The sequence below is a fragment of the Nonomuraea dietziae genome (genome assembly GCF_014195505.1).
In the GTDB taxonomy this organism is placed as follows: Bacteria; Actinomycetota; Actinomycetes; order Streptosporangiales; family Streptosporangiaceae; genus Nonomuraea; species Nonomuraea roseola.
The window spans coordinates 3,084,046-3,102,361 of the sequence record NZ_JACIBV010000001.1 but is presented as its reverse complement, the minus strand read 5'-3'; the positions used below and the strand labels follow the sequence as shown (position 1 = coordinate 3,102,361).

Sequence of the window (18,316 nt, the reverse complement as noted above, 5' to 3'; positions counted from 1 at the left end):
CGTCTGCGGGCTAACCGGACGCCTTCATCCCCGCTGCGGTGAGTGCGTACCACTCGGCGCCGAACTCCTCCTTGTCGTGACCGGTGGTGTCACCTGCCTTCTTGTCGTCGTGGTAGTAGTACAGCGGCCACTTGCCGTAGACGACCTGCTTGGACCCGTCATCGCGCGTCGTGGTGGAGATCAGGTCGGCCTTCGCTCCCTCACCGGCTCGGGGCGCGTCCGTGGTGAGATAGGGCGGCCATTCCTTCGCGCACTCGCCGTAGCACGTCGACTTCCCGCCCGTGTCCTTCTCGAACAGGTAGAGCGTGCGCCCCTGGGCGTCGACTATGATCTTGCCGATTCCCGTGTCGCCCACGCGCACTGACGGGTTCGGGTCGGGCATGCCGGAGAAGGTCTCGTCCGGTGTCGAGGACGCGGCCATGGCGGCGCCCTCGATGCTGTGCCCGCCGCCCCCGGCGATCACGAGGGAGACGGCGACAGTCCCCATCAGGGGGGCCAGAATTTTCCTCATACCCCCGGCACGGGAGAGGCCGGGCCCGGGTTCACCTGGCGGCCCGGACCTTACGGAAAACTTACGCTCGGCGACCTCACCACCTGGCCGGGCTGGGGGTCAGCGAGCCCACGGCGGGACGAACGGCTCCATGTCCTGCATGATCGCCTGCCCGCCGACCGGCAGCACGGCGACCAGTTCGGCGGGCTCGTCGTTCGGGTTGCCCAGCGCGAAGGGGGTGTGCGGCGGCACGATGAGCGCGTCGCCGGCCACCAGCAGGTGCTCGGCGCCCTCCAGTCTGGCGGTCACGCCGCCGGAGAGCACCACGAAGATCTCCTCCCTGTCGACCATGTGGGTGGTGTCGGTGGGGGCGCCGGGCGCGAAGGTGAAGCGCCACGCGCAGGTCTCGCTCGCGCCCCTGCTGGGCGCGGCCAGGCCGAGGGCGGTGACGTGCGGGACGGCGAAGGCCGGGGCGCTGCTTCCCCGGATGACCGCCATCAGACGGCCGCGGGCGGGACGATCATGCTCCCGTCGGCGAGCCTGGCCATCGCCCCGACGGGCAGCGCCACGACCAGCTCCAGCGGCTCGTCATGCGGGTTGGCCAGGCCGAAGAGGGCTCCGGCCGGCACCACGATCGCATCGCCCGAGGTGACGGGGTGGGCGACGCCGTCGAGGTGGGCCACGCCCGAGCCCGAGGTGACGACGAGCACCTCCTCCCTGTCGAAGGAGTGGATGTTCGGCTCTGTGCGCGGGGCGACGTGGGTGCGCCACACACAGGTCTCCTTGGAACCCCTGCTGGGCGCGGCGAGACCGGTGAAGCGGGTGGTTCCGACGGTGAAAACAGGAGCGGTGGCTCCCTGGACGACTGGCATGGGGTGTATCCTCCACACAGATCTACAACCGAGGTTTTCAACCATGGTTGTCTATCTGGAGAGGAAAGTCAACATGGATTTCGGGGTCCTGCTCGGGCTGGCCTACAACCAGTTCGTGGCAGAGCTGCACGACTATCTGGCCGAGCGCGGGTTCACCCATCTGCGGCCGGCGTTCGGTTTCGCGTTGAAGGTGCTCGCCGTCCGGCCGATGACCACCAGCCAGCTGGCGGCCAGACTGGAGATCACCCCGCAGGGCGCGGCCAAGACGGTCGAGGAGATGGTGGCGGCCGGTTTCGTGGAGCGCGTCTCCGATCCTGCCGACGGCAGGGTGAAGATGCTGCATCTCACGGAGCGGGCCCGCGCCCTGCTGGCCGCGGGCCACGACTTCCATGTCGACTTCGAGCGGCGGCTGTCCGCCGAGTCGGGGGAGGCCGCGATCGGGGCGCTGCGCGAGGTGCTCACCGCGGTGGTGGCACGCAGCGACTCGCCCGAGGGCCTGGCCAGGACGCTGCGTCAGCTCTGAGTGACGCTCTTCCTGCCGCCGAGGCCTCAGAACGGTGGTGTTCTTGGAGGATCCTCTACTGGAGCGCGCCGCTGTTCAGGCTGATCACCCCGAAGATCAACCCCGCCAGCAGCAGGGCCGCCAGCACGACCGCGACCACCGCCCAGCGCCAGCGCGCCTGCGGTGGCGGCGCGTAGACCACGGGCGGGAGATCGTCAGGCGAGTACGGCAGGCGCACCGTCCCCGACCCGAGCTCCTCAGGGCCGCCCGGCCGCACCGGCTGCCCCGGCGGCATGGGTCGCCCAGGGGATGTCGACTGCGCCGGAGGAACCGGAGGTCCTGGCTGCACGGGCAGCGGCTGGCTCACCTGCCCCGGCTGTGGCCTGCGGATCCTGACGGTCGGATTGGGGTCGCCCTCGGACCTCATTGATCTCCCCCGCGCCCTGGCCCATTGTCTAGCCCGAATATAGCCAGCTGTCACAATTCGCGATACCACTCCGTCTTTGCCGCATGAGACGAATTCTGGTGACAGGCGCCACCGGCAGGCTGGGCGCGGCGACCGTGCGGCGGCTGACCGACGGCGGTTTCGAGGTGCGCGCCGTGAGCAGGCGGCCCCGCGAGGGAGCGGTCGAGTGGGTCGTGGCCGACCTGACGACGGGCGAGGGCGTCGCCGCGGCGGTCGAGGGGGTGGAGGCGGTGGTGCATCTGGCCGCCGCGCCGTACAAGGGCCGCTACACCGACAGGGTCGAGCTCGACGGCACCCGCGCGCTGGCCGGGGCGGCGGCGAAGGCAGGGGTGCGGCACCTGCTCTACGTCTCGATCGTGGGGGTGGAGGCGGTGCCGTGGGGCTATTTCATGACCAAGCTCAAGGGGGAGCGGATCGTGGCCGAGGGCGGCGTGCCGTACTCGATCGTGCGGGCGACGCAGTTCCACGAGTTCGTCGACGGGGTGTTCGCCAGGCTGCCCCTGCTGCTGGTCGACGCGGGGATCAGCGCGCAGCCGGTGGACGTGCGCGAGGTGGCGGCCCGCCTGGTGGACCGGGTCGGGCAGGGCCCTTCGGGCGGGATCGAGGAGTTCGGCGGCCCCGAGGTGCTGACGATGACCGAGCTCGCCGAGCGGTGGAGGGCCGCGAGGGGGGTGCGGCGCCCCATCGTCAGGGTGCGGGTGCCGGGCAGGCTGGGCAGGGCCTTCAGGGCGGGACACGCGACGACGCGGGCGCTGCCGTCGGGGACGATCGGCTGGGGTGACTACCTGGAGGGCCACTGACCGGGCGGCGGCTGCTGCGGGTGGTGCGGCGGCGGCTGCTGCTGCTGCTGGTACTGGGGCTGCTGGCCGTAGGGCTGCTGCCAGCCCTGTCCCTGCCCATGCGCCTGCTGCTGGGGCTGCGGCCCGCCGCGGCGGGCGACCACGCCGAAGATCAGCAACCCGATGCCGACCACGTTGAGCACCGTGAACAGCAGGCCGGTGATCATGGACATCATCGTGATGACCTCGAAGCCGCCCGACTCGACCAGCGAGGGGATCATGACCTGGTAGCCGCCCTGCAGGATCGCGGCCACCAGCAGCACGACGCAGCCGACCAGGCCGAGGGTCGCGCCTCTGCCGTGCTCGGCCCTGGCCCGCGCGGTCAGCGCGATGCCGACGACCAGGAGGATGAGCGTCGGGATGAGGTAGAGGAGCGGGAGGAGAGAGGTGGCAGTGCTCATAAGCCGTGGATGCTACGGCATCGGTGTCGAATCCCGTAGAGCCCTGGTCAGCGCCTCCAGCGTGAGGGGGCCGGTGTAGCGCGCGCCGTTGACGAACAGCGTGGGCGTGCCGCGCACGCCGCTGTCGAGGCCCGAGCTCTCGTCCTCCTCGATCCGCCTCAGGTGCTCGTCGCGGCCGGTCCACGGGCGCACGCCGAGGTCGGCGGCGTACCGCTCCAGCTCGGCGTCGCCCAGGCGGTCCTGGTTGCGGTAGAGCATGTCGTGCATCTCCCAGAACCTGCCCGCCTCGCCCGCCGCCTCGGCCGCCAGCGCCGCGGGCAGCGAGCGGGGATGCATCTCGCGCAGCGGGAAGTGCCTGAACACCATCCGCACGTCAGGACGGCGCTCGCGCAGCCGTTCGAGGATCTCGTACAGGCGCCCGCAGTAGGGGCACTCGAAGTCGCCGTACTCGACGAGCGTCACGGCTGCGTCCTCCGGGCCGCGCGAGTGATCGCCCGCGCGCACGGGCACGGCCAGCGTGTCCGGCAGCGGCTCGTCGGGCTCGAGGCCGGGAGGGGCGCAGACGCCGCCCTGGTTCCAGGCCAGCTTGAAGATCAGCCAGCCCAGCCCCGCCGCCACCAGCGAACCGGCGATGATGCCGATCTTCGCCTGGCTCTGCACGACGGGATCGTCGAAGGCCAGGTCGGTGACGAACAGCGCGACAGTGAACCCGATGCCTGACACGGCGGCCCCGCCGAGCATCTGGCCCCACACCAGATTGCCCGGCAGTAGGCCCCAGTTCATGCGCAGCGGCAGCCACGTGCCGAGGGAGATGCCGACCAGCTTGCCCAGCACCAGCCCCGCCACGATGCCGAGGGAGATCGGCGAGGTCGCCGCCTGGCGCAGCGACTCGGCGTCCAGCCGTACGCCCGCGTTGGCCAGGGCGAAGATGGGCACGATCACGTAGCTGGACCAGGGGTGCAGCATCAGCTGCAGCCTCTCGTTGATCGACACCGACCGCTTCACCCGCAGCGCGGCCTCGCGGGCCAGGCGCGGGCTCGGGTCGCCCGCCAGCTCCTGTACGGCCTCGCCCGCCAGACGCAGCTTGTGCTCGCTCGGCGCGTAGACGAACACCAGCGCGCCGAGCGCGATGCCGACGAGCGTGGGGTGCACGCCGCTCTCCAGCGTGGCCACCCACAGCGCGAAGCCCAGCAGCACGTACGCTGGCGGCCGCCAGATCCGCAGCCTGCGCAAGAGCAGGATGAGCGCGAACAGCGCCACCGCGACCAGCAGCGCGACGACCGAGAGGTCGGCGGTGTAGAAGACCGCGATGACCAGGATGGCGAGCACGTCGTCGACGATCGCCAGCGTGAGCAGGAACGCGCGCAGCGGATCGGGGCAGCGCGCGCCCACGACGGCGAGCAGGCCGAGGACGAAGGCGGTGTCGGTGGCGATCGGGATGCCCCATCCCGCCTCGCCGGGGCCGCCCGCGTTGATCGCGAAGTAGAGGAGGGCGGGCAGGATCATGCCGCCGAGCGCGGCGACGGCGGGGACGGCGATCAGGCGGCGGTCGCGCAGCTGGCCGACGGTGACCTCGCGCGAGATCTCCAGCCCGATGACGAAGAAGAAGACCGCCATGAGACCGTCGTTGACCCAGTGGCGCAGGTCGAGCTCGAAGGTGGTGTCGCCGAAGGCGAGGCCCGCCTGGATGTGCCAGAAGGCGTCATAGGTCTCGGCCCACGGCGAGTTGGCCCAGAGCAGGCCGAGCAGGGTCGCGGCGAGCAGCACGGTCGTGCTGCCCACCTCGGTCCTGAAGAAAGCGCGCAACATTCCCTTTCCCCCCGGACGATCATAGAGTGCCCGGTCCATTGCCTGATGTCCGGTTCCGGTGATCGCCCGGAGGGGTGGGGTCAGAGGGTGCGCAGGTAGGCCAGCGAGGGCATGAAGAAGTATTCCCCGCCCAGCATCGTGACCGTCTGGGAGACCTGCGCCTGCGGGAGCGACTGCTCGGGCCTGCCCCACACCCTGGGGAAGGTCACCTTGATGTCGCGCTCGCCCTGCCCGATGACCGGGTCGTGACCGGTCGCGGGGTTCAGGAAGTCGGCGTTGTCGGCCCAGTCGCGCTGGGTGAACTCGAACTGGTTCTCCAGGCTGGAGTTGAACGCCATGAACAGCAGCCCGACACCGGCGCTCGGCCTGGTCTCGGGCGGCGACTCGTCCCACGGCTGGTCGGTGCGCTCGCCGTAGGTCTGGCCGCGCCTGGCCATGAGCACGTGCCTGATGCCCTCGAAGCGCGGGTTGGTCTTGCGGATGTGCCCGCTGAAGGGGCACCTGGCGCCGTCGTCGGCGTCGAAGGTGAAGTCGTTGGCCACGGCGCCGCCGCCCGCCTTCGCCTTCGCGGTGACGGGCGTGCCGTCCTTGAACCTGCCGACCAGCATCGCGCCCGCGCGGTCGCGGTCGGCGCCGGTCAGGCCGAGGGCGTCGGCCAGCTCCCGCTCGATCTCCTTGAACGCCCTGACGTTCTGCTCCAGCTTGCGGAAGACGAAGTAGCTGCCGAAGTGACGGTCGGCCGACGGCGCGAACGGGTCGGCGACCAGGACGTTGGCCAGCGGGAACGCCGGATTCCACCGCTTGCGGGGCTCGCGCTCGACCTCGTCGGCAAGGAAGAGCGGCTGGCTGCGGCCGTCGACGTAGCCGAAGTGCTCGATGCCGTCACCTGCGGGGTTGCGCATGCCCCTGCCGGTCTCCTCGCCCAGCACCCGCGCGCTGTCGGGCAGCATGCCCAGGATCTGCTCGCGGAGCCTGGCCACAGGGGCGGCCTCGGCGTCGCCGATGAGGACGACCACGTGGATCTCACGCTGGTAGGCCGCCTCCCACTCGGTCACGGCGGGATCGTGGACCTCGCCGACCCTGCGCTTCATGCCGTCGCGGAAGACGCGGTCGCCGAACAGGCGCAGCTCCTCGACGCTGTGGCCGAGGTCGCGGTAGCCGGCCTTGCTGACGCCGATCCCCACGTACGGCGTGCCGCTCCTGCCGCTCCTGGCGAACTCGCGCACCTCCTCGAGGTGCCTGCGCGCCGACTTCATGCTCGTGGCGGCCACCTCGCGAAGGAAGCGCCTGCCGTCCGAGGCGTCGTTGAACCTGATGAACAGCGCGCTCAGATGCTCGCGGACGTGCGCGCGCAGGATGTTGGGCTGGAGGTTGTCGAGCATCTCCCTGGTGTCAGGGTCGAGCGTGGCCGAGTCCCAGGCGAGGGGTTGCGCGTTGTCGAGGTCGACAGGCATGCGTCGAGTCCTTTCCCCGTGGCGAATGGGCCCCCGATATGTGACTCAGGAGTGAGGGGAAAGGTTCGTGTCGTGCCGGCTCTGTGCGAGCAGGATGTCGGGCGCGCGCAGGGCGATCCAGTCGAGCAGGGCGCGAAGGGGCGCCGAGCCCTCCTGGCCCAGCGGGCTCAGCCGATAGGAGACCTTGGGCGGGATGTCCGGTTCCACCATGCGCTCCACCAGCCCGTCGCGGGCCAGGACGCGCAGGTTCTGCGAGAGCATCTTCTCGCTGATGCCGCCGATGCGGTCGCGCAGCTGGTAGAAGCGGAGCGGGCCGTGGCGCAGCGCGGCCAGCACGAGGATGCCCCACCGGCTGGTCACGTGGTCGAACACCTCTCTGCCCGGGCAGTCCTTGTTGAAGGCGTCAGTGCTCGGATCCGGGCTCACTTTCATGCACCGAGCTTACTGTGAGATAGCTCAGCGGTTCAGATGCCTGACGAACCACGCGCGGGCCAGTTCGGCCACCGTGTCGAGGGTGCCGGGCTCGGCGAACAGGTGGGTCGCGCCCCGCACGATCTCCAGTTTGTTCGGGCAGCGCAGCCGTTCCTGCGCCGAGCGGTTGAGCGTGAGCACGGGCTCGTCCCGCTCGCCCACGATCAGCAGCGTCGGCGCGGTGACCCCCGCCAGCCGCGGACCCGCCAGGTCGGGGCGGCCTCCCCGCGAGACGACGGCGGCGATGTCGTCGCCCAGCTCGGCGGCCGACCACAGCGCGGCGGCCGCGCCCGTGCTGGCGCCGTAGTAGCCGATGCTCGCTCCCTGCGTCCGCTCCCGCACCCATCGGACGGTCTCGCTCAACCGTCTGGCCAGCAGCGGGACGTCGAAGACGTCCTCCTCGGGACGGGTCAGGTCGAACAGCAGCGTGCCCAGGCGCACCTCGTGGAGCGCCGCGGCGACGCGCCTGTTGCGCGGGCTGTGCCTGCTGCTGCCGCCGCCGTGCGCGAACACCACCATGCCGCCCGCGCCCTGCGGCGCGGTCAGCTCGACGTCGCGGGCGCGCGGAGCGGTCGCGGCCCTGCCGAGCATGGCGCTCACGTCCGCCTCCGTCACCTGCCCGAAGTCCTCGTACCACTCGCCCACCGCGCGCGGGCCTTCGGGCTCGATCAGGCAGACCACCTCGTCGGCCTCGGGCACGACGGCCTCCCGCGCCCGCAGGGGAGCCGCCATGACGACCCTGGCCGCCCCGCTCGCCCTGGCCGCCGCGCACGCCGCCCTGGCAGTCGAGCCGGAGGCGAGCCCGTCGCCGACCACGATCACCGTACGGCCGGCGAGCGCGACCCCGTCGCCCCCGTGCCCTGTCCCCTCACCCTCGGCGGACACCCCCGCCACGTCCAGCGGCGCGTCGAGCTCGCGGGCCACCTCGAAGGCGACAGGCACGCCGCCCTCCGGCAGTCCGAGTACCACGGGCTCCTCACTCGCCAGATGGAGCAGCCTGACGGCCAGCCGCCTGCCGGCGTCGGCGCGATCGATGAACATGCTGTCCCGCTGCCCGCGCGCCCGCGTTTGACACCGGTGATCAGGCCTCGGTGCGCGCCTCGAGCAGCACGTCGAGGACGGCCTGGGGCGCACGCCAGCTGTCGGGGTCGTCGTAGCGTCCCGCCGTCATCGCGACGACGAGGCCCAGCTCCGGATAGAGGACGAGCCGCTGGCCGCCGTTGCCGTTGGCGGACAGCGTCGTCGGCCGACCGGTGCCCAGCCACCACTGGTAGCCGTAGGCCGAGCCCTCGCCCAGCTCCACGCGCGGGCGCAGCGCCTGCTCCAGCCAGGAGGAGGGGATGACGCCCGCGCCGCCCTCCAGGACGGCCTGCCCGATCGCGGCCAGGTCGCGGGGCGTCAGCCGCAGCCCCGCGGCGGCCGAGTGGATCCCGTCGTCGCCGGCCAACCACTCGAAGCGGGTGATGCCCAGCGGTTCGAACAACCGCCTGCGCGCGAACTCGGGCAGCGGCTCGCCCGTGCCCTTCACGACGAGTCTGGCCAAGATCGCCGACGCGCCGCCGCAGTAGTTCCAGCTCTCGCCGGGCGTGGCGACGATCGGCCGGTCCAGCACGAACCTGTGCCGGTCGGGGGCCAGCTCCATCGCGATCTCGCTGTTCTCGGGCGTGGTGTAGGGCAGATCCTCCCTCCACTCCAGGCCCAGCGTCATCGTCAGCGCGTGCTCGACTCTCAGCGCCGCCCTGCGCGGGTCGGCCGCCAGGTCGGGATACTCGGGGAAGTGCGCGAGCAGCGGCTCGTGCGGCTCGGGCACCAGTCCGTCGGCCAGGGCGATGCCGTACAGGAGGCTGACCACGCTCTTGGTCACCGACCTCAGGTCGTGCAGCGTGTCCGGGCCGAAATCGACCACGCCGTGGGAGATCCCCCACGAGTGGTCCTCACCCTTGCCGTAGTGCTCGAGGACCAGCCGGCCGTCCTTCATGATCACCAGGCCGTGCAGCTCGGCGGCGGGGGCCTTCAGACGGTCGGCGAGATCGGGGGCGAAGCCCGCCTCGTGAGGGTTCATCGTGTGCATTCCTCCAGCAGTACGTCGTGACACGGTGTGAGAGTCAAGCCCCTGCTGCGGGAATCCGCAACGCGCTTCTCTCCCTGCCCGGCGCCCGGACATGATCGGCGCATGCCGAACATCGTCGTCAACCGCAGGCGCGCCCTGCTGGCCGGGCTGGCCACAGCGGGAGCGGGCGTCATGGGAGTGAACGTCATGGGCGGGACCGCCGCCGCCGACCCCTACGTGACCCGCAAGCCGCTCCTGGCCGGGGCCAATCCGTTCGTGACCCTGTACGAGGAGGGGCGGCCCACCGCTTACGCCTCGGTGTGGCGGGTCGACTGGTCGCGGTACGGCTCGGGCGCCGCGCTCGTGGTGTGGACGCCCGGCGGGCTGCGCGTGATCGGCGACGAGCCCCGGCTCGCCCGCTGGATCGAGGAGCACTTCGTGCGGCACTTCGACGAGGCCAAGGCGCTGCCGTCGTGGCCTGCCGTACGCGTGGAGCGGGCGGCCGTGCACGTCAGGATCGATCCCGTCAGAGGCGCCTTCGCGGGGGCGGGCGACCTCACGGTCAGGATCGGCGACCCGCTCGACGCCAGGCCCGTCGGCATCGCCGACTTCCCGATCCAGGGGGTGAGTCACGGCCTGTCCATGCAGCTCGTGCCGTGCCGCAGCGCCTCGATCACGGTCGGCGGCGTGGCCGTGCCGGGGGCTCCCGCCGTCACGTGGAACGAGGGCAGGCCGTCCTCGTCCGCGGTCACCACGGTCCACGAGGCGTGGAGCATGTGACGGCGCGTGGGACGCCGCGTGTGACAATGGGCGCCGTGCTCGCTCCAGGCAGGGTGGAAGGGCCGCAGGTGCGGCGGGTGCCCTCGCGGCTGGTGGCGGCCAGGGGCCGCGAGCTGCTCTCCGGGGCGCGCCGCGAGCACCTGGGGATGTACGCCGCGATGAGCGTGGACGAGGAGGCGGTGCGGCGCGCGCTGCCCGCCGCAAGAGAGCGCCACCTGCGCGGGGTCGTCCTGCGCACGCTCGCGCCGGTCGGGGCCGCGACGCCGCGCGTGGAAGCCGCCGACCTGGCGGTGATCGACGGCGACCACCGGCGTGCCGCGACGCTGCCGACCTCGCTCAACATCGTCGACCGCCGCGTGGCCCTGCTCCCCGCCGACCCCTCCGACCCCGATGGCGACCATCTGGAGGTCTGGGCGCCCGCGCTGGTGGCGGGGCTGCTGGCGATGTTCGAGCGGCACTGGACGGTCGCCGCGCCCGCCGAGCTGAGCGCGAGGGAGCGCGCGGTGGTCGAATTCCTGGCGGAGGGGTGCACCGACGCCGTCGTGGCCCGCCGTCTCGGCGTCAGCGAGCGCACCGTCACGGCCACGGTGCGGGTCCTGCTCGACAGGTACGGCGCGCGCAGCCGCTTCCAGCTGGCCCTCGCGCTGGCGGGGCGGACATCGTGAAGGCGCGCAGGTCGCGGCTACGCCCGGCGGCGTAGCCGCGATGTCCTCGCGGGGCGGATTCGCCCGGCGCCCGGTGTTGCGACCGTGGGGCGGTGAACACTCTCAGGAAGAGCCTCGGCGCGCTCGCCATCGTCTACGCCCTCAGCTTCTACCTCGGGGCGCTCCTGCACACCGGCTTCGCCATCGGGCCCGTCACCGAGCCCGTGGTCGTGCCCGCCGTGATCGTCGAGACCGTCTGCGGCAGCGCCCTGCTCGCCGGCGCGTACGGCGCGCTCGCCGGCAGGTCGTGGGCGTGGACCGGACTGCGGCTCGGCCCAGCCATCGCCCTGGGCGGCGTGCTGCTCGGCATCGTCGCCATCACCTTCGGCGGCGGGCAGTCCACCCCGCTCAACGACTGGTACCACCGGATCATCGCGACACTGCTCGCACTGAGCCTGGGCGGCGCCCTCTACGCTTCGAGGGCGCGCAGGTAGGCGCCCGCCTCGGCGACGTGGTCCTCGGTGAAGACCCTGATGCCGTGCAGCTCCAGCAGGCTCGTCGTGACGCCCTGCCCGGGGGTCCTGTGCCCGCGGAAGGTGCCGTCGTAGACGGACAGCGCGCCGCACGACGGGCTGCCCTCCTTGAGGACGGCCAGCTTGATGCCGAAGGAGGTGGCGACGGCGAGGGCGGCCTGCGCCCCCGCCATGAAGGCGCCGGTGACGTCCTCGCCCTCGGTGGTCAGCACGCGGGCGGCCCCCGCGAGCACGGCGGCGCCGCCCGCGCCGCCCTCGATCTCGGCGGCGGGGCGCGGCGTCGGCAGTCCGCCCTCGACCTCGGGGCAGAAGGGGACCAGCCTGCCCTGCTCCCGCCACTCGGCGAGCAGGGCGTCGCGGCTGGTCTTCGCGCCCCCGTCGTAACGGACACGGCGCCCCATCAGGCAGGCGCTGACCAGAATGCGTTCCACTCCGTCAATCGTATGCCCGTGACAGCTGACGAGCGTGGTCGCGGCAGGTATCGGGACCGGGGTGGGCGCGCGATAGCCTGTCCCGCGATGAACACCACCCTGGCGACCTGCGTGATCGTCGCCGCGCTGCTGCTGACCCTCGTGAGCCTGATCGTCGCCATCCGCGACAGGGCGATGGGCATGGTCCTGCTGGTCGGCTTCGCCGTCCTCGAGGTGGCGCTGCTGGCGCAGGCGGGCGTGGCGATCGCGACCGTGGCGGGCGGCGAGGGGCCGCAGGAGAAGGCCACGCTCTTCGGCTATCTCGCAGGCACCGTGCTGATCCCGCCCGCGGGCGTCTTCCTCGCCCTGGCCGAGCGGAGCAGGTGGGGGTCGGCGATCCTGGTCGTGGCCGGGTTCGCGGTCGCGGTGATGACGGGCCGCCTGCTGCAGATCTGGCAGGGCGTCGTATGACGGGCGGCACCGGCATCGGCACGGGTCCAGGGCGGGCGCTGCTCGCCCTCTACGGTCTGTTCGCGCTGGCCGCGGGGGCTCGGGCGACCGTGCAGATCCTGACCAGGTTCGGCGAGGCGCCGCTGGCCTACTCCCTGTCCGCCTTCGCCGCCGCGGTCTACGTCGTGCTGACCGTCGCGCTGGCCCGTGGCGCGCGCCGTCTGGCGCTGTGGGCGCTCGGCATCGAGCTGGCGGGTGTGCTGGTGATCGGCACGGCCAGTCTGCTCGCGCCGTCGGCCTTCCCTGACGACACAGTGTGGTCCACCTACGGCAAGGGCTACCTGTTCATCCCGCTGGTCCTGCCGCTCGTGGGTCTCTACTGGCTGTGGCGCAGGCGTTAGCCGTCCGCCTGAGTGGGCAGCTCATCTGTCCATGAGCACCATCGAACATTCAGTTGACGTCAGGGTCCCGGTCCGCGTCGCATATGACCAGTGGACACAGTTCGAAAGCTTCCCTCAGTTCATGGAGGGCGTGGAGTCGGTCAAGCAGCTGACCGACACCCGCACCCAGTGGCTGGTGGACATCGCGGGGGTGACCCGCGAGTTCGAGGCCGAGATCACCGAGCAGCACCCGGACGAGCGCATCGCCTGGCGTTCGGTGGACTCGCCGCACCAGGCCGGAGTGGTGACCTTCCACCGGCTCGACGACGCCACGACCAGGGTCACGCTGCAGATGGACTATGACCCTCAGGGGTTCATCGAGACCGTCGGCGACTGGCTCCAGATCGTGCGCGCGCGGGTGCGCGGCGACCTCGAGCGCTTCAAGGACTTCATCGAGTCCCGCGGCACCGAGACCGGCGCGTGGCGGGGCGACGTGCCAGGCAAGCACCAGCGGGGCTCGGCCGCCCCTGGCACGGGAGGCTTCGACCAGCCGATGCCGCCCGGCACCGTCGGCAACGACTTCCCTCCGCAGTCGCCGCTCCCGCCTCCTGGCCCCGGTCCGGTTCCGCCCGCCGGGCGCCGTCCCGGCGAGGAGCCGCCGCCCGCGCCGGGTCCGATCCTGTAACGGCCGGCGAAAGCCGCTGTTCGAGCGAGGAGCCGCGGCGCCCTCCCGCCCGGCCCTCGCCCGCCCCCGTCCCTCAGGGACGGGGGCTTCTTCGTGTCCCCAGGAATAAACAGGTGTTTCACTCCTGTTACGCTGGTGACTCATCAAGTCATCCCATGATTCCACGACTGGAGGATTCGGTCCGGCATGAGCGTGCTCACCCAAGAGACCAGAGGCGGCAGAAGCGGCTCGTTGGCCTGGCTCCTCGTGCTGGGAATCATTCTGGCGGCGCTCAACCTGCGGACCGCGGTCACCAGCGTCGGGCCCCTGCTCGACCAGCTGTCGGCCGGTCTCGGCATGTCGAATGTGGGCACCGGACTCCTCACCACCCTACCTGTCCTGGCCTTCGCGACGGTCGGCGCCATCACCCCGAGCCTGGCCCGCCGCCTCGGTGAGCACCGCCTCCTGCTCCTGGCACTGGTCACGCTCGGCGCCGGCCTGGTGATCAGGGCGTCGGTCAACTCCGCCCCTGTGTTCCTGCTGAGCAGCGCCGTCGCGCTGTCCGGCGGCGCCGTCGGCAACGTGCTCATCCCGACCCTGATCAAGCGGCACTTCCCCGCCAGGGCCGGGGTCATGACCACCGTCTACACCACGGCGCTCGCCGTGGGCACCATGCTGGCCGCCTCCGCCACCGTCCCCATCGAGCGCGCCGCCGACGGCAACTGGCACATCGCGCTCGGGGTCTGGGCGGCTCTCGCGGCAGTCGCCGCCATTCCGTGGCTTGCGCTTCTGCGCAGTGAGCCGGAGCGGGACAACAGCAGGTCCGAGGCCACGCCGCGCACCCTGGTGCGCAGCAAGCTGGCGTGGGCGGTGGCCGTCTACTTCGGCACCCAGTCGATGATCGCCTACATCATGTTCGGCTGGCTCGCCAAGATCCTCACCGACGGCGGCTACACCACGAGCCAGGCCGGTGTGATCCTCGGCGTCTTCACCGCGCTGAGCATCCCCGTCTCGCTGGTGCTGCCCTCGCTGGCCACCCGCTTTCGCGACCAGCGCCCCGTGGTGGCAGGACTGGTGGCCTTCTACGTGGTCGGCTTCCTCGGCCTGTGGTTCGCGCCGTCCACCACCGCGTGGGTCTGGGTGCTGTTCGTCGGCGTGGGTATGGGCTCCTTCCCGCTCGCGCTCACCATGCTGGCGCTGCGCACCCGCACCGCCGCCACCACCGCCGCGCTCTCGGCCTTCGGCCAGAGCGTCGGCTACCTGATCGCGGGCGCGGGGCCGCTGCTGGTCGGCGTGCTGTACGAGACGACGGGCGGCTGGGACGTGCCGTACGTGATGATGCTCGCCGTCATCGGTGTGCAGCTGTTCACCGGCTGGTACGCCGGCGGCAACCGCTACCTCGAGGACGAGGGCTCGCAGGCGGAGGTGGAAGGTCCTGAGAAGATAGCAGTGTGAGATCCACTGTTGTCACTTTCCCAGAAGGCCAGGTCAACGGCCGTTCGGAGATCGTCGGGTCCGTGCCGCTGGGGGTACGGCACGGCCTCGTCACGGCTGAGACGCCGTTCCATCCGCTCGACCACACCTGGCCCGACCAGCCCGCCGATCGTGGGACGATCGGCGGGCTCACCGTCGTCGACTGCGTGACCGGCGCGCGGTCGGCCGAGGGCGAGATCCTCCTCGGCCAGGACATCCCCGTCAGGCGCGGAGACGAGGGCTGGGACTGGCTCGTCGTCCACGTGACCGACGCGCCGCTCGAGACCGGCGCGACCGTCGAGCTGGCCGTCGACGAGGCCTACCGGCAGTCGCTGTCGGCCGGGCACACCGGCTGCCACCTGGCGGCGCTGGCGCTCAACGCCGCGCTGGCCGACCGCTGGCGCAAGGAGGTCAGGACCGACGCCCTCGGCCATCCCGACTTCGACCAGAGCGCCATCACCAGCTCCCGCATCACGCCCCACGCGAGTGTCGACGAGTACCGGCTCGGCAAGTCGCTGCGCAAGAAGGGCTTCTCCGCTGAGGGCCTCGACCTCGGCGACGTCGCGGGACGGGTCAACGATGTGCTCAAGGCGTGGGTCGCGGCCGACGCGCCGGTGTGGATCGACGTGCCAGGGCCCGAGCTGACCGCCCGCCGCACCTGGCACTGCGCGCTGCCCGACGGCGAGGTGTCGATCCCGTGCGGAGGCACGCACGTGGAGCGCACCTCGCGGCTCGGCGTGATGAGCGTGACGCTCACGCTCTCGGAGGACGGCTCCCAGCTCACCATGCACACCGCTGTGGGAAAATAGCGGTATACCATTAGGGGTATGACGACTGAGCTGCTGCTTCGCGACGCCAATCTCTGGGGCACGGGACCCGCCGACGTGTTGATCAGGTCGGGCCGCATCGCGGAGATCGGCCACGGACTCCAGTCCTGCGAGGTGGAGGAGCTGGGCGGCAAGCTGGTCATCCCCGGACTCGTCGACGGCCACGCCCACATCGACAAGACGATGTGGGGTGGGCCGTGGGCCTCGCACGCCTCAGCGCCCGGCCTCATGGGCAAGATCCGGGGAGGGCAGGAGCGCCGTCCCGAGTTCGGCATCCCCAGCGCCGACTACATCGCCGCGCTCCTGGAGAACATGATCACCCTCGGCACCACGCACGTGCGCACCCACGTGGACGTCGACACGGTCATGGGCCTCGACGCGGTGGACGCCGTCCGTGAGGCGTTCGCGCGGCACGAGGGGCGCGTCACCGGCCAACTGGTCGCCTTCCCCCAGGCGGGCCTGCTCATCGCCCCCGGCACCGACAAGCTGCTGGAGGAGGCGCTCAGGCAGGGCGTCGACCTGATCGGCGGCCTCGACCCCGCGGGGCTCGAGAACGACGCGGTCAAGCACCTCGACATCGTGTTCGGGCTGGCCGAGAGGTACGGCGTCGGCGTCGACATCCACCTGCACGACCGCGGGTCGCTCGGCGAGTGGCAGTACCGCCTCATCATCGAGCGCACCAGGGCCCTGGGGCTGCGGGGCAAGGTCACCGTCAGTCATGGCTTCGCGCTCAGCGACGCCGCGCCTGCCGTACGGGCCGAGCTGCTGGAAGGGCTGGCGGAGGCGGGCATCGCCATCGCCTCCATCGCGCCTCCCGGCCGTGCGATGCCGCTGAAGGAGCTCGCCGCCGCGGGCGTGGCGATGACGCTGGGCAACGACGGCGTGCGCGACCTGTGGAGCCCCTACGGCACGGGGTGCATGCTCGACCGCGCGCTGCTCCAGGCGCAGCAGACCGGCCCTCTCGACGAGGACATCGAGCTCGCGCTCCACGCGGCGACCTACGGCGGCGCCCGCGTCACGGGCCTGGCCGACTACGGCCTGGCGGTGGGCGACGTCGCCGACCTGGTGGTCGTCGACGCCCGCAACGCCGCCGAGGCGGTGTGCGTGCGCCCTGTCCGCTCGCTGGTGCTCAAGGCGGGCCGCGTCGTCGCCCGCGAAGGCTTCCTCGTCTGACCGCGACCGAGGTCCTCGGCACAATAGTCGTCAGCATGTGTTGACAAGCACCCGCTTGTCAGCTCATGCTGACAGACATGAGAGTTACCGAGCTGGCCGAGGCGGCGGCAGACCGGGATCCTGGAGTGGGGCTGGCCGCGGTGGCGGCGCTTCGCGGCCTGCTGGAGGAGCTCGAGGCCGTACACGTCACCAACGCACGGAACCAGGGCTGGTCGTGGGAGCAGATCGCCGACGCGCTGGGCGTCAGGCGGCAGTCCGCGCACCGCAAGCACGCCCGCAGGACCGGGAGGTAACCATGTTCGACAGATTCACCGACCCCGCCCGCCGCGCGGTGATGCGCGCGGGCATCCTGACGATGAACGCGGGCCGCACCTCGCTCGCCACCGACCTGCTGCTGCTCGGGCTGGCCGAGGAGCACCCGATGCCCCACCTGCCCGACCCGGCGGCCCTGCGGCCGCACATCGACACCGGCCGCACCCGTGAACTGCTCGCCGCGATCGGCATCGACGTCGAGGAGGTACGCCGGCGCACCCGCCACGGCCTCGACGACCCGCGCCTGTGGCGGCTGGAGCGCTCGAGGGTCGCCTTCCTGCGGGTGACGCTGTCAGGACCCATGGGCGTCCTCCCGCTGCGGATGCACGCCAGGAAGGCGATCGAGGTCGCCCTGTGGAAGCCGGGTCCCGTGACGGGGGAGCGGCTGCTGTGGGGCCTGCTCGCCGACGCCGCCAACGGCAGCGCAGCCATCCTGCGCGAGGCGGGCGCCGACGTGCGCGAACTCGTGCGGGTGGCCGGGATCCCCGTCCACCGCGCCACCTCAGGATGAACACCTTGGCCGATGCTCCTCCTGATGGCACGGGGCTCGGCCCCGGCACCCCCAGGCCGCGCTACGAGAGGCCGCCCGGCCGTCGAACCGGGTGCGGACACGCCCTGATCAGCGGGCGGAGAGCAGCCAGGGGTCGCGGAGGTCGTAGTAGACCAGCTCGCCCTCGTACAGCGACATCTCCTCCTCGAAGAGCGCCTTGAGCTCAGGCGGCGGCTGCCTGCGCTCGCCCTCCCTGGCCGACTCCTCGGAGGTGAAGTAGATCGCCTGGGTGAAGGAGCCCTCGCCCCACAGCGCCGCGACGCCGCCGAGGACGTCGGAGCGGAAGTCGGTGAACTGCGACTCGTACAGGTCGTTGAGCTCGCGCATCCGCTGCACGTCTCGCACTCTGCCCTCGATGACCTGCACGAACCCGGCGTCGTCCGACCCTCCGCCCAGGAACGGCAGCACCTCGGGGCAGTCGTGGAAGACGACCTCGCCGCTGAGCAGCTTCGAGGTCTCGCTCCACCACTCGCCCTGCTCGGGCCGCTCGCTGTTGGCCCGCGCGGCCTGCTCGGACTCGAAGCGGGCCAGGTTGACGAACGTCCCGTCGTCGGTGACGCCCGCGGTGGTGCCGAGCCACCCCGTCGCGCCGCCGGACAGCTCCTCGACCCATCGCTCCAGCGCGGCACGCAACCCGCTCACGTCAGTGGCGCCTGCTCGCATGACCTGGATGAACATGATGACGTCCTCCCCCCTCGTCGCTCCCGGTGATTCGAGGCTACGGGGACGTCCCCATGGGGTCGAGCTGCGGAGATCCACAGGTAGG

25 protein-coding genes are annotated in these 18,316 nt (G+C 71.6%); 13 read left to right on the top strand and 12 right to left on the bottom strand.

Annotated elements, in window-relative coordinates:
- Positions 1-10: 10 nt before the first annotated feature.
- From FHR33_RS14820 to FHR33_RS14810, 3 genes are all read right to left on the bottom strand, one after another.
- On the bottom strand, positions 11-487 hold the full coding sequence (locus tag FHR33_RS14820) for a COG4315 family predicted lipoprotein (RefSeq protein WP_221241102.1): 477 nt from the start codon (positions 485-487) through the stop codon (positions 11-13).
- A gap of 123 nt (positions 488-610) precedes the next feature.
- A complete protein-coding gene (locus FHR33_RS14815; protein WP_183647398.1) occupies positions 611-988 on the bottom strand; it encodes a cupin domain-containing protein in 378 nt (125 codons plus the stop codon).
- A complete protein-coding gene (locus tag FHR33_RS14810) occupies positions 988-1,362 on the bottom strand; it encodes a cupin domain-containing protein (protein WP_183647394.1) in 375 nt (124 codons plus the stop codon). Before FHR33_RS14810 ends, FHR33_RS14815 begins: the two co-directional genes overlap by 1 nt.
- A 73-nt stretch (positions 1,363-1,435) precedes the next feature.
- On the opposite strand from FHR33_RS14810, the gene FHR33_RS14805 reads away from it, so the two are divergent.
- Positions 1,436-1,885, top strand: coding sequence for a MarR family winged helix-turn-helix transcriptional regulator (locus FHR33_RS14805; protein ID WP_183647391.1), 450 nt, complete (start codon positions 1,436-1,438; stop codon positions 1,883-1,885).
- 55 nt (positions 1,886-1,940) lie between these two features.
- Here FHR33_RS14805 and FHR33_RS14800 read toward each other — a convergent pair whose 3' ends face one another.
- Positions 1,941-2,291: a hypothetical protein gene (locus tag FHR33_RS14800; protein ID WP_183647388.1), complete on the bottom strand. Its 351-nt coding sequence runs from the start codon at positions 2,289-2,291 to the stop codon at positions 1,941-1,943.
- A gap of 83 nt (positions 2,292-2,374) precedes the next feature.
- Between FHR33_RS14800 and FHR33_RS14795 the strand changes: the two genes are divergently transcribed.
- The gene (locus FHR33_RS14795) at positions 2,375-3,130 is read left to right on the top strand and encodes an SDR family oxidoreductase (RefSeq protein ID WP_183647386.1); all 756 of its coding nucleotides are present in this window, start codon (positions 2,375-2,377) and stop codon (positions 3,128-3,130) included.
- Here the strand turns inward: FHR33_RS14795 and FHR33_RS14790 are convergent.
- The 6 genes from FHR33_RS14790 to FHR33_RS14765 all read right to left on the bottom strand — a co-directional run bounded on the left by FHR33_RS14790 (position 3,112) and on the right by FHR33_RS14765 (position 9,366).
- Positions 3,112-3,570 (bottom strand): hypothetical protein, encoded by a 459-nt coding sequence (locus FHR33_RS14790; RefSeq protein WP_183647383.1) that lies wholly within the window; start codon positions 3,568-3,570, stop codon positions 3,112-3,114. The two genes, FHR33_RS14795 and FHR33_RS14790, sit on opposite strands and share 19 nt — an antisense overlap.
- 12 nt (positions 3,571-3,582) lie before the next feature.
- Positions 3,583-5,379, bottom strand: a complete 1,797-nt coding sequence (gene nhaA, locus FHR33_RS14785) for a Na+/H+ antiporter NhaA (protein ID WP_183647381.1) — start codon at positions 5,377-5,379, stop codon at positions 3,583-3,585.
- Between the two features lie 80 nt (positions 5,380-5,459).
- Positions 5,460-6,833 (bottom strand): Dyp-type peroxidase, encoded by a 1,374-nt coding sequence (locus FHR33_RS14780; RefSeq protein ID WP_183647378.1) that lies wholly within the window; start codon positions 6,831-6,833, stop codon positions 5,460-5,462.
- A gap of 45 nt (positions 6,834-6,878) precedes the next feature.
- Complete coding sequence (locus tag FHR33_RS14775; protein WP_183647375.1) at positions 6,879-7,265, bottom strand: winged helix-turn-helix transcriptional regulator; 387 nt, start codon at positions 7,263-7,265, stop codon at positions 6,879-6,881.
- Between the two features lie 24 nt (positions 7,266-7,289).
- Positions 7,290-8,345, bottom strand: a complete 1,056-nt coding sequence (locus FHR33_RS14770; RefSeq protein ID WP_183647372.1) for a phosphoribosyltransferase family protein — start codon at positions 8,343-8,345, stop codon at positions 7,290-7,292.
- A gap of 40 nt (positions 8,346-8,385) precedes the next feature.
- The gene (locus FHR33_RS14765) at positions 8,386-9,366 is read right to left on the bottom strand and encodes a serine hydrolase domain-containing protein (RefSeq protein WP_183647369.1); all 981 of its coding nucleotides are present in this window, start codon (positions 9,364-9,366) and stop codon (positions 8,386-8,388) included.
- Between the two features lie 111 nt (positions 9,367-9,477).
- Between FHR33_RS14765 and FHR33_RS14760 the strand changes: the two genes are divergently transcribed.
- From FHR33_RS14760 to FHR33_RS14750, 3 genes are all read left to right on the top strand, one after another.
- Positions 9,478-10,134, top strand: a complete 657-nt coding sequence (locus tag FHR33_RS14760; RefSeq protein ID WP_183647366.1) for a hypothetical protein — start codon at positions 9,478-9,480, stop codon at positions 10,132-10,134.
- Positions 10,135-10,169: 35 nt separating this feature from the next.
- Complete coding sequence (locus FHR33_RS52590) at positions 10,170-10,799, top strand: helix-turn-helix transcriptional regulator (RefSeq protein WP_183647362.1); 630 nt, start codon at positions 10,170-10,172, stop codon at positions 10,797-10,799.
- 92 nt (positions 10,800-10,891) lie between these two features.
- Positions 10,892-11,272 carry a hypothetical protein gene (locus FHR33_RS14750; protein ID WP_183647360.1) on the top strand — a complete coding sequence of 127 codons (381 nt, stop codon included), beginning with the start codon at positions 10,892-10,894 and terminating at the stop codon, positions 11,270-11,272.
- Here the strand turns inward: FHR33_RS14750 and FHR33_RS14745 are convergent.
- Positions 11,248-11,742 (bottom strand): 2-thiouracil desulfurase family protein, encoded by a 495-nt coding sequence (locus tag FHR33_RS14745; RefSeq protein WP_183647357.1) that lies wholly within the window; start codon positions 11,740-11,742, stop codon positions 11,248-11,250. The two genes, FHR33_RS14750 and FHR33_RS14745, sit on opposite strands and share 25 nt — an antisense overlap.
- Positions 11,743-11,829: 87 nt before the next feature.
- Here FHR33_RS14745 and FHR33_RS14740 point away from each other — a divergent pair, with 87 nt between their 5' ends.
- From FHR33_RS14740 to FHR33_RS14705, 8 genes are all read left to right on the top strand, one after another.
- On the top strand, positions 11,830-12,192 hold the full coding sequence (locus tag FHR33_RS14740) for a hypothetical protein (RefSeq protein WP_183647354.1): 363 nt from the start codon (positions 11,830-11,832) through the stop codon (positions 12,190-12,192).
- Positions 12,189-12,572, top strand: coding sequence for a hypothetical protein (locus tag FHR33_RS14735; RefSeq protein WP_183647352.1), 384 nt, complete (start codon positions 12,189-12,191; stop codon positions 12,570-12,572). Before FHR33_RS14740 ends, FHR33_RS14735 begins: the two co-directional genes overlap by 4 nt.
- 31 nt (positions 12,573-12,603) lie before the next feature.
- Positions 12,604-13,236 carry an SRPBCC family protein gene (locus tag FHR33_RS14730; protein WP_183647350.1) on the top strand — a complete coding sequence of 211 codons (633 nt, stop codon included), beginning with the start codon at positions 12,604-12,606 and terminating at the stop codon, positions 13,234-13,236.
- A 186-nt stretch (positions 13,237-13,422) separates the two neighbouring features.
- A complete protein-coding gene (locus tag FHR33_RS14725) occupies positions 13,423-14,670 on the top strand; it encodes a CynX/NimT family MFS transporter (protein WP_183647348.1) in 1,248 nt (415 codons plus the stop codon).
- The gene (locus FHR33_RS14720; RefSeq protein WP_183647346.1) at positions 14,667-15,497 is read left to right on the top strand and encodes an alanyl-tRNA editing protein; all 831 of its coding nucleotides are present in this window, start codon (positions 14,667-14,669) and stop codon (positions 15,495-15,497) included. Before FHR33_RS14725 ends, FHR33_RS14720 begins: the two co-directional genes overlap by 4 nt.
- Before the next feature lie 18 nt (positions 15,498-15,515).
- A complete protein-coding gene (locus FHR33_RS14715; protein ID WP_183647345.1) occupies positions 15,516-16,688 on the top strand; it encodes an amidohydrolase in 1,173 nt (390 codons plus the stop codon).
- Between the two features lie 77 nt (positions 16,689-16,765).
- A complete protein-coding gene (locus FHR33_RS14710) occupies positions 16,766-16,981 on the top strand; it encodes a helix-turn-helix domain-containing protein (protein ID WP_376773146.1) in 216 nt (71 codons plus the stop codon).
- Between the two features lie 2 nt (positions 16,982-16,983).
- Positions 16,984-17,511 carry a Clp protease N-terminal domain-containing protein gene (locus FHR33_RS14705; RefSeq protein ID WP_183647339.1) on the top strand — a complete coding sequence of 176 codons (528 nt, stop codon included), beginning with the start codon at positions 16,984-16,986 and terminating at the stop codon, positions 17,509-17,511.
- Positions 17,512-17,619: 108 nt separating this feature from the next.
- Here the strand turns inward: FHR33_RS14705 and FHR33_RS14700 are convergent, their stop codons facing one another.
- On the bottom strand, positions 17,620-18,228 hold the full coding sequence (locus FHR33_RS14700; RefSeq protein ID WP_183647337.1) for a hypothetical protein: 609 nt from the start codon (positions 18,226-18,228) through the stop codon (positions 17,620-17,622).
- Between the last annotated feature and the right edge of the window lie 88 nt (positions 18,229-18,316).

Excerpts from the sequence above, each read along its gene's own strand:
- FHR33_RS14820 (WP_221241102.1), bottom strand. The coding sequence starts at position 487 with ATGGGGACTGTCGCCGTCTCCCTCGTGATCGCCGGGGGCGGCGGGCAC.
- FHR33_RS14815 (WP_183647398.1), bottom strand. The coding sequence starts at position 988 with ATGGCGGTCATCCGGGGAAGCAGCGCCCCGGCCTTCGCCGTCCCGCAC.
- FHR33_RS14810 (WP_183647394.1), bottom strand. The coding sequence starts at position 1,362 with ATGCCAGTCGTCCAGGGAGCCACCGCTCCTGTTTTCACCGTCGGAACC.
- FHR33_RS14805 (WP_183647391.1), top strand. The coding sequence starts at position 1,436 with ATGGATTTCGGGGTCCTGCTCGGGCTGGCCTACAACCAGTTCGTGGCA.
- FHR33_RS14800 (WP_183647388.1), bottom strand. The coding sequence starts at position 2,291 with ATGAGGTCCGAGGGCGACCCCAATCCGACCGTCAGGATCCGCAGGCCA.
- FHR33_RS14795 (WP_183647386.1), top strand. The coding sequence starts at position 2,375 with ATGAGACGAATTCTGGTGACAGGCGCCACCGGCAGGCTGGGCGCGGCG.
- FHR33_RS14790 (WP_183647383.1), bottom strand. The coding sequence starts at position 3,570 with ATGAGCACTGCCACCTCTCTCCTCCCGCTCCTCTACCTCATCCCGACG.
- nhaA (WP_183647381.1), bottom strand. The coding sequence starts at position 5,379 with ATGTTGCGCGCTTTCTTCAGGACCGAGGTGGGCAGCACGACCGTGCTG.
- FHR33_RS14780 (WP_183647378.1), bottom strand. The coding sequence starts at position 6,833 with ATGCCTGTCGACCTCGACAACGCGCAACCCCTCGCCTGGGACTCGGCC.
- FHR33_RS14775 (WP_183647375.1), bottom strand. The coding sequence starts at position 7,265 with ATGAAAGTGAGCCCGGATCCGAGCACTGACGCCTTCAACAAGGACTGC.
- FHR33_RS14770 (WP_183647372.1), bottom strand. The coding sequence starts at position 8,345 with ATGTTCATCGATCGCGCCGACGCCGGCAGGCGGCTGGCCGTCAGGCTG.
- FHR33_RS14765 (WP_183647369.1), bottom strand. The coding sequence starts at position 9,366 with ATGAACCCTCACGAGGCGGGCTTCGCCCCCGATCTCGCCGACCGTCTG.
- FHR33_RS14760 (WP_183647366.1), top strand. The coding sequence starts at position 9,478 with ATGCCGAACATCGTCGTCAACCGCAGGCGCGCCCTGCTGGCCGGGCTG.
- FHR33_RS14740 (WP_183647354.1), top strand. The coding sequence starts at position 11,830 with ATGAACACCACCCTGGCGACCTGCGTGATCGTCGCCGCGCTGCTGCTG.
- FHR33_RS14735 (WP_183647352.1), top strand. The coding sequence starts at position 12,189 with ATGACGGGCGGCACCGGCATCGGCACGGGTCCAGGGCGGGCGCTGCTC.
- FHR33_RS14730 (WP_183647350.1), top strand. The coding sequence starts at position 12,604 with ATGAGCACCATCGAACATTCAGTTGACGTCAGGGTCCCGGTCCGCGTC.
- FHR33_RS14725 (WP_183647348.1), top strand. The coding sequence starts at position 13,423 with ATGAGCGTGCTCACCCAAGAGACCAGAGGCGGCAGAAGCGGCTCGTTG.
- FHR33_RS14715 (WP_183647345.1), top strand. The coding sequence starts at position 15,516 with ATGACGACTGAGCTGCTGCTTCGCGACGCCAATCTCTGGGGCACGGGA.
- FHR33_RS14710 (WP_376773146.1), top strand. The coding sequence starts at position 16,766 with ATGAGAGTTACCGAGCTGGCCGAGGCGGCGGCAGACCGGGATCCTGGA.
- FHR33_RS14705 (WP_183647339.1), top strand. The coding sequence starts at position 16,984 with ATGTTCGACAGATTCACCGACCCCGCCCGCCGCGCGGTGATGCGCGCG.
- FHR33_RS14700 (WP_183647337.1), bottom strand. The coding sequence starts at position 18,228 with ATGTTCATCCAGGTCATGCGAGCAGGCGCCACTGACGTGAGCGGGTTG.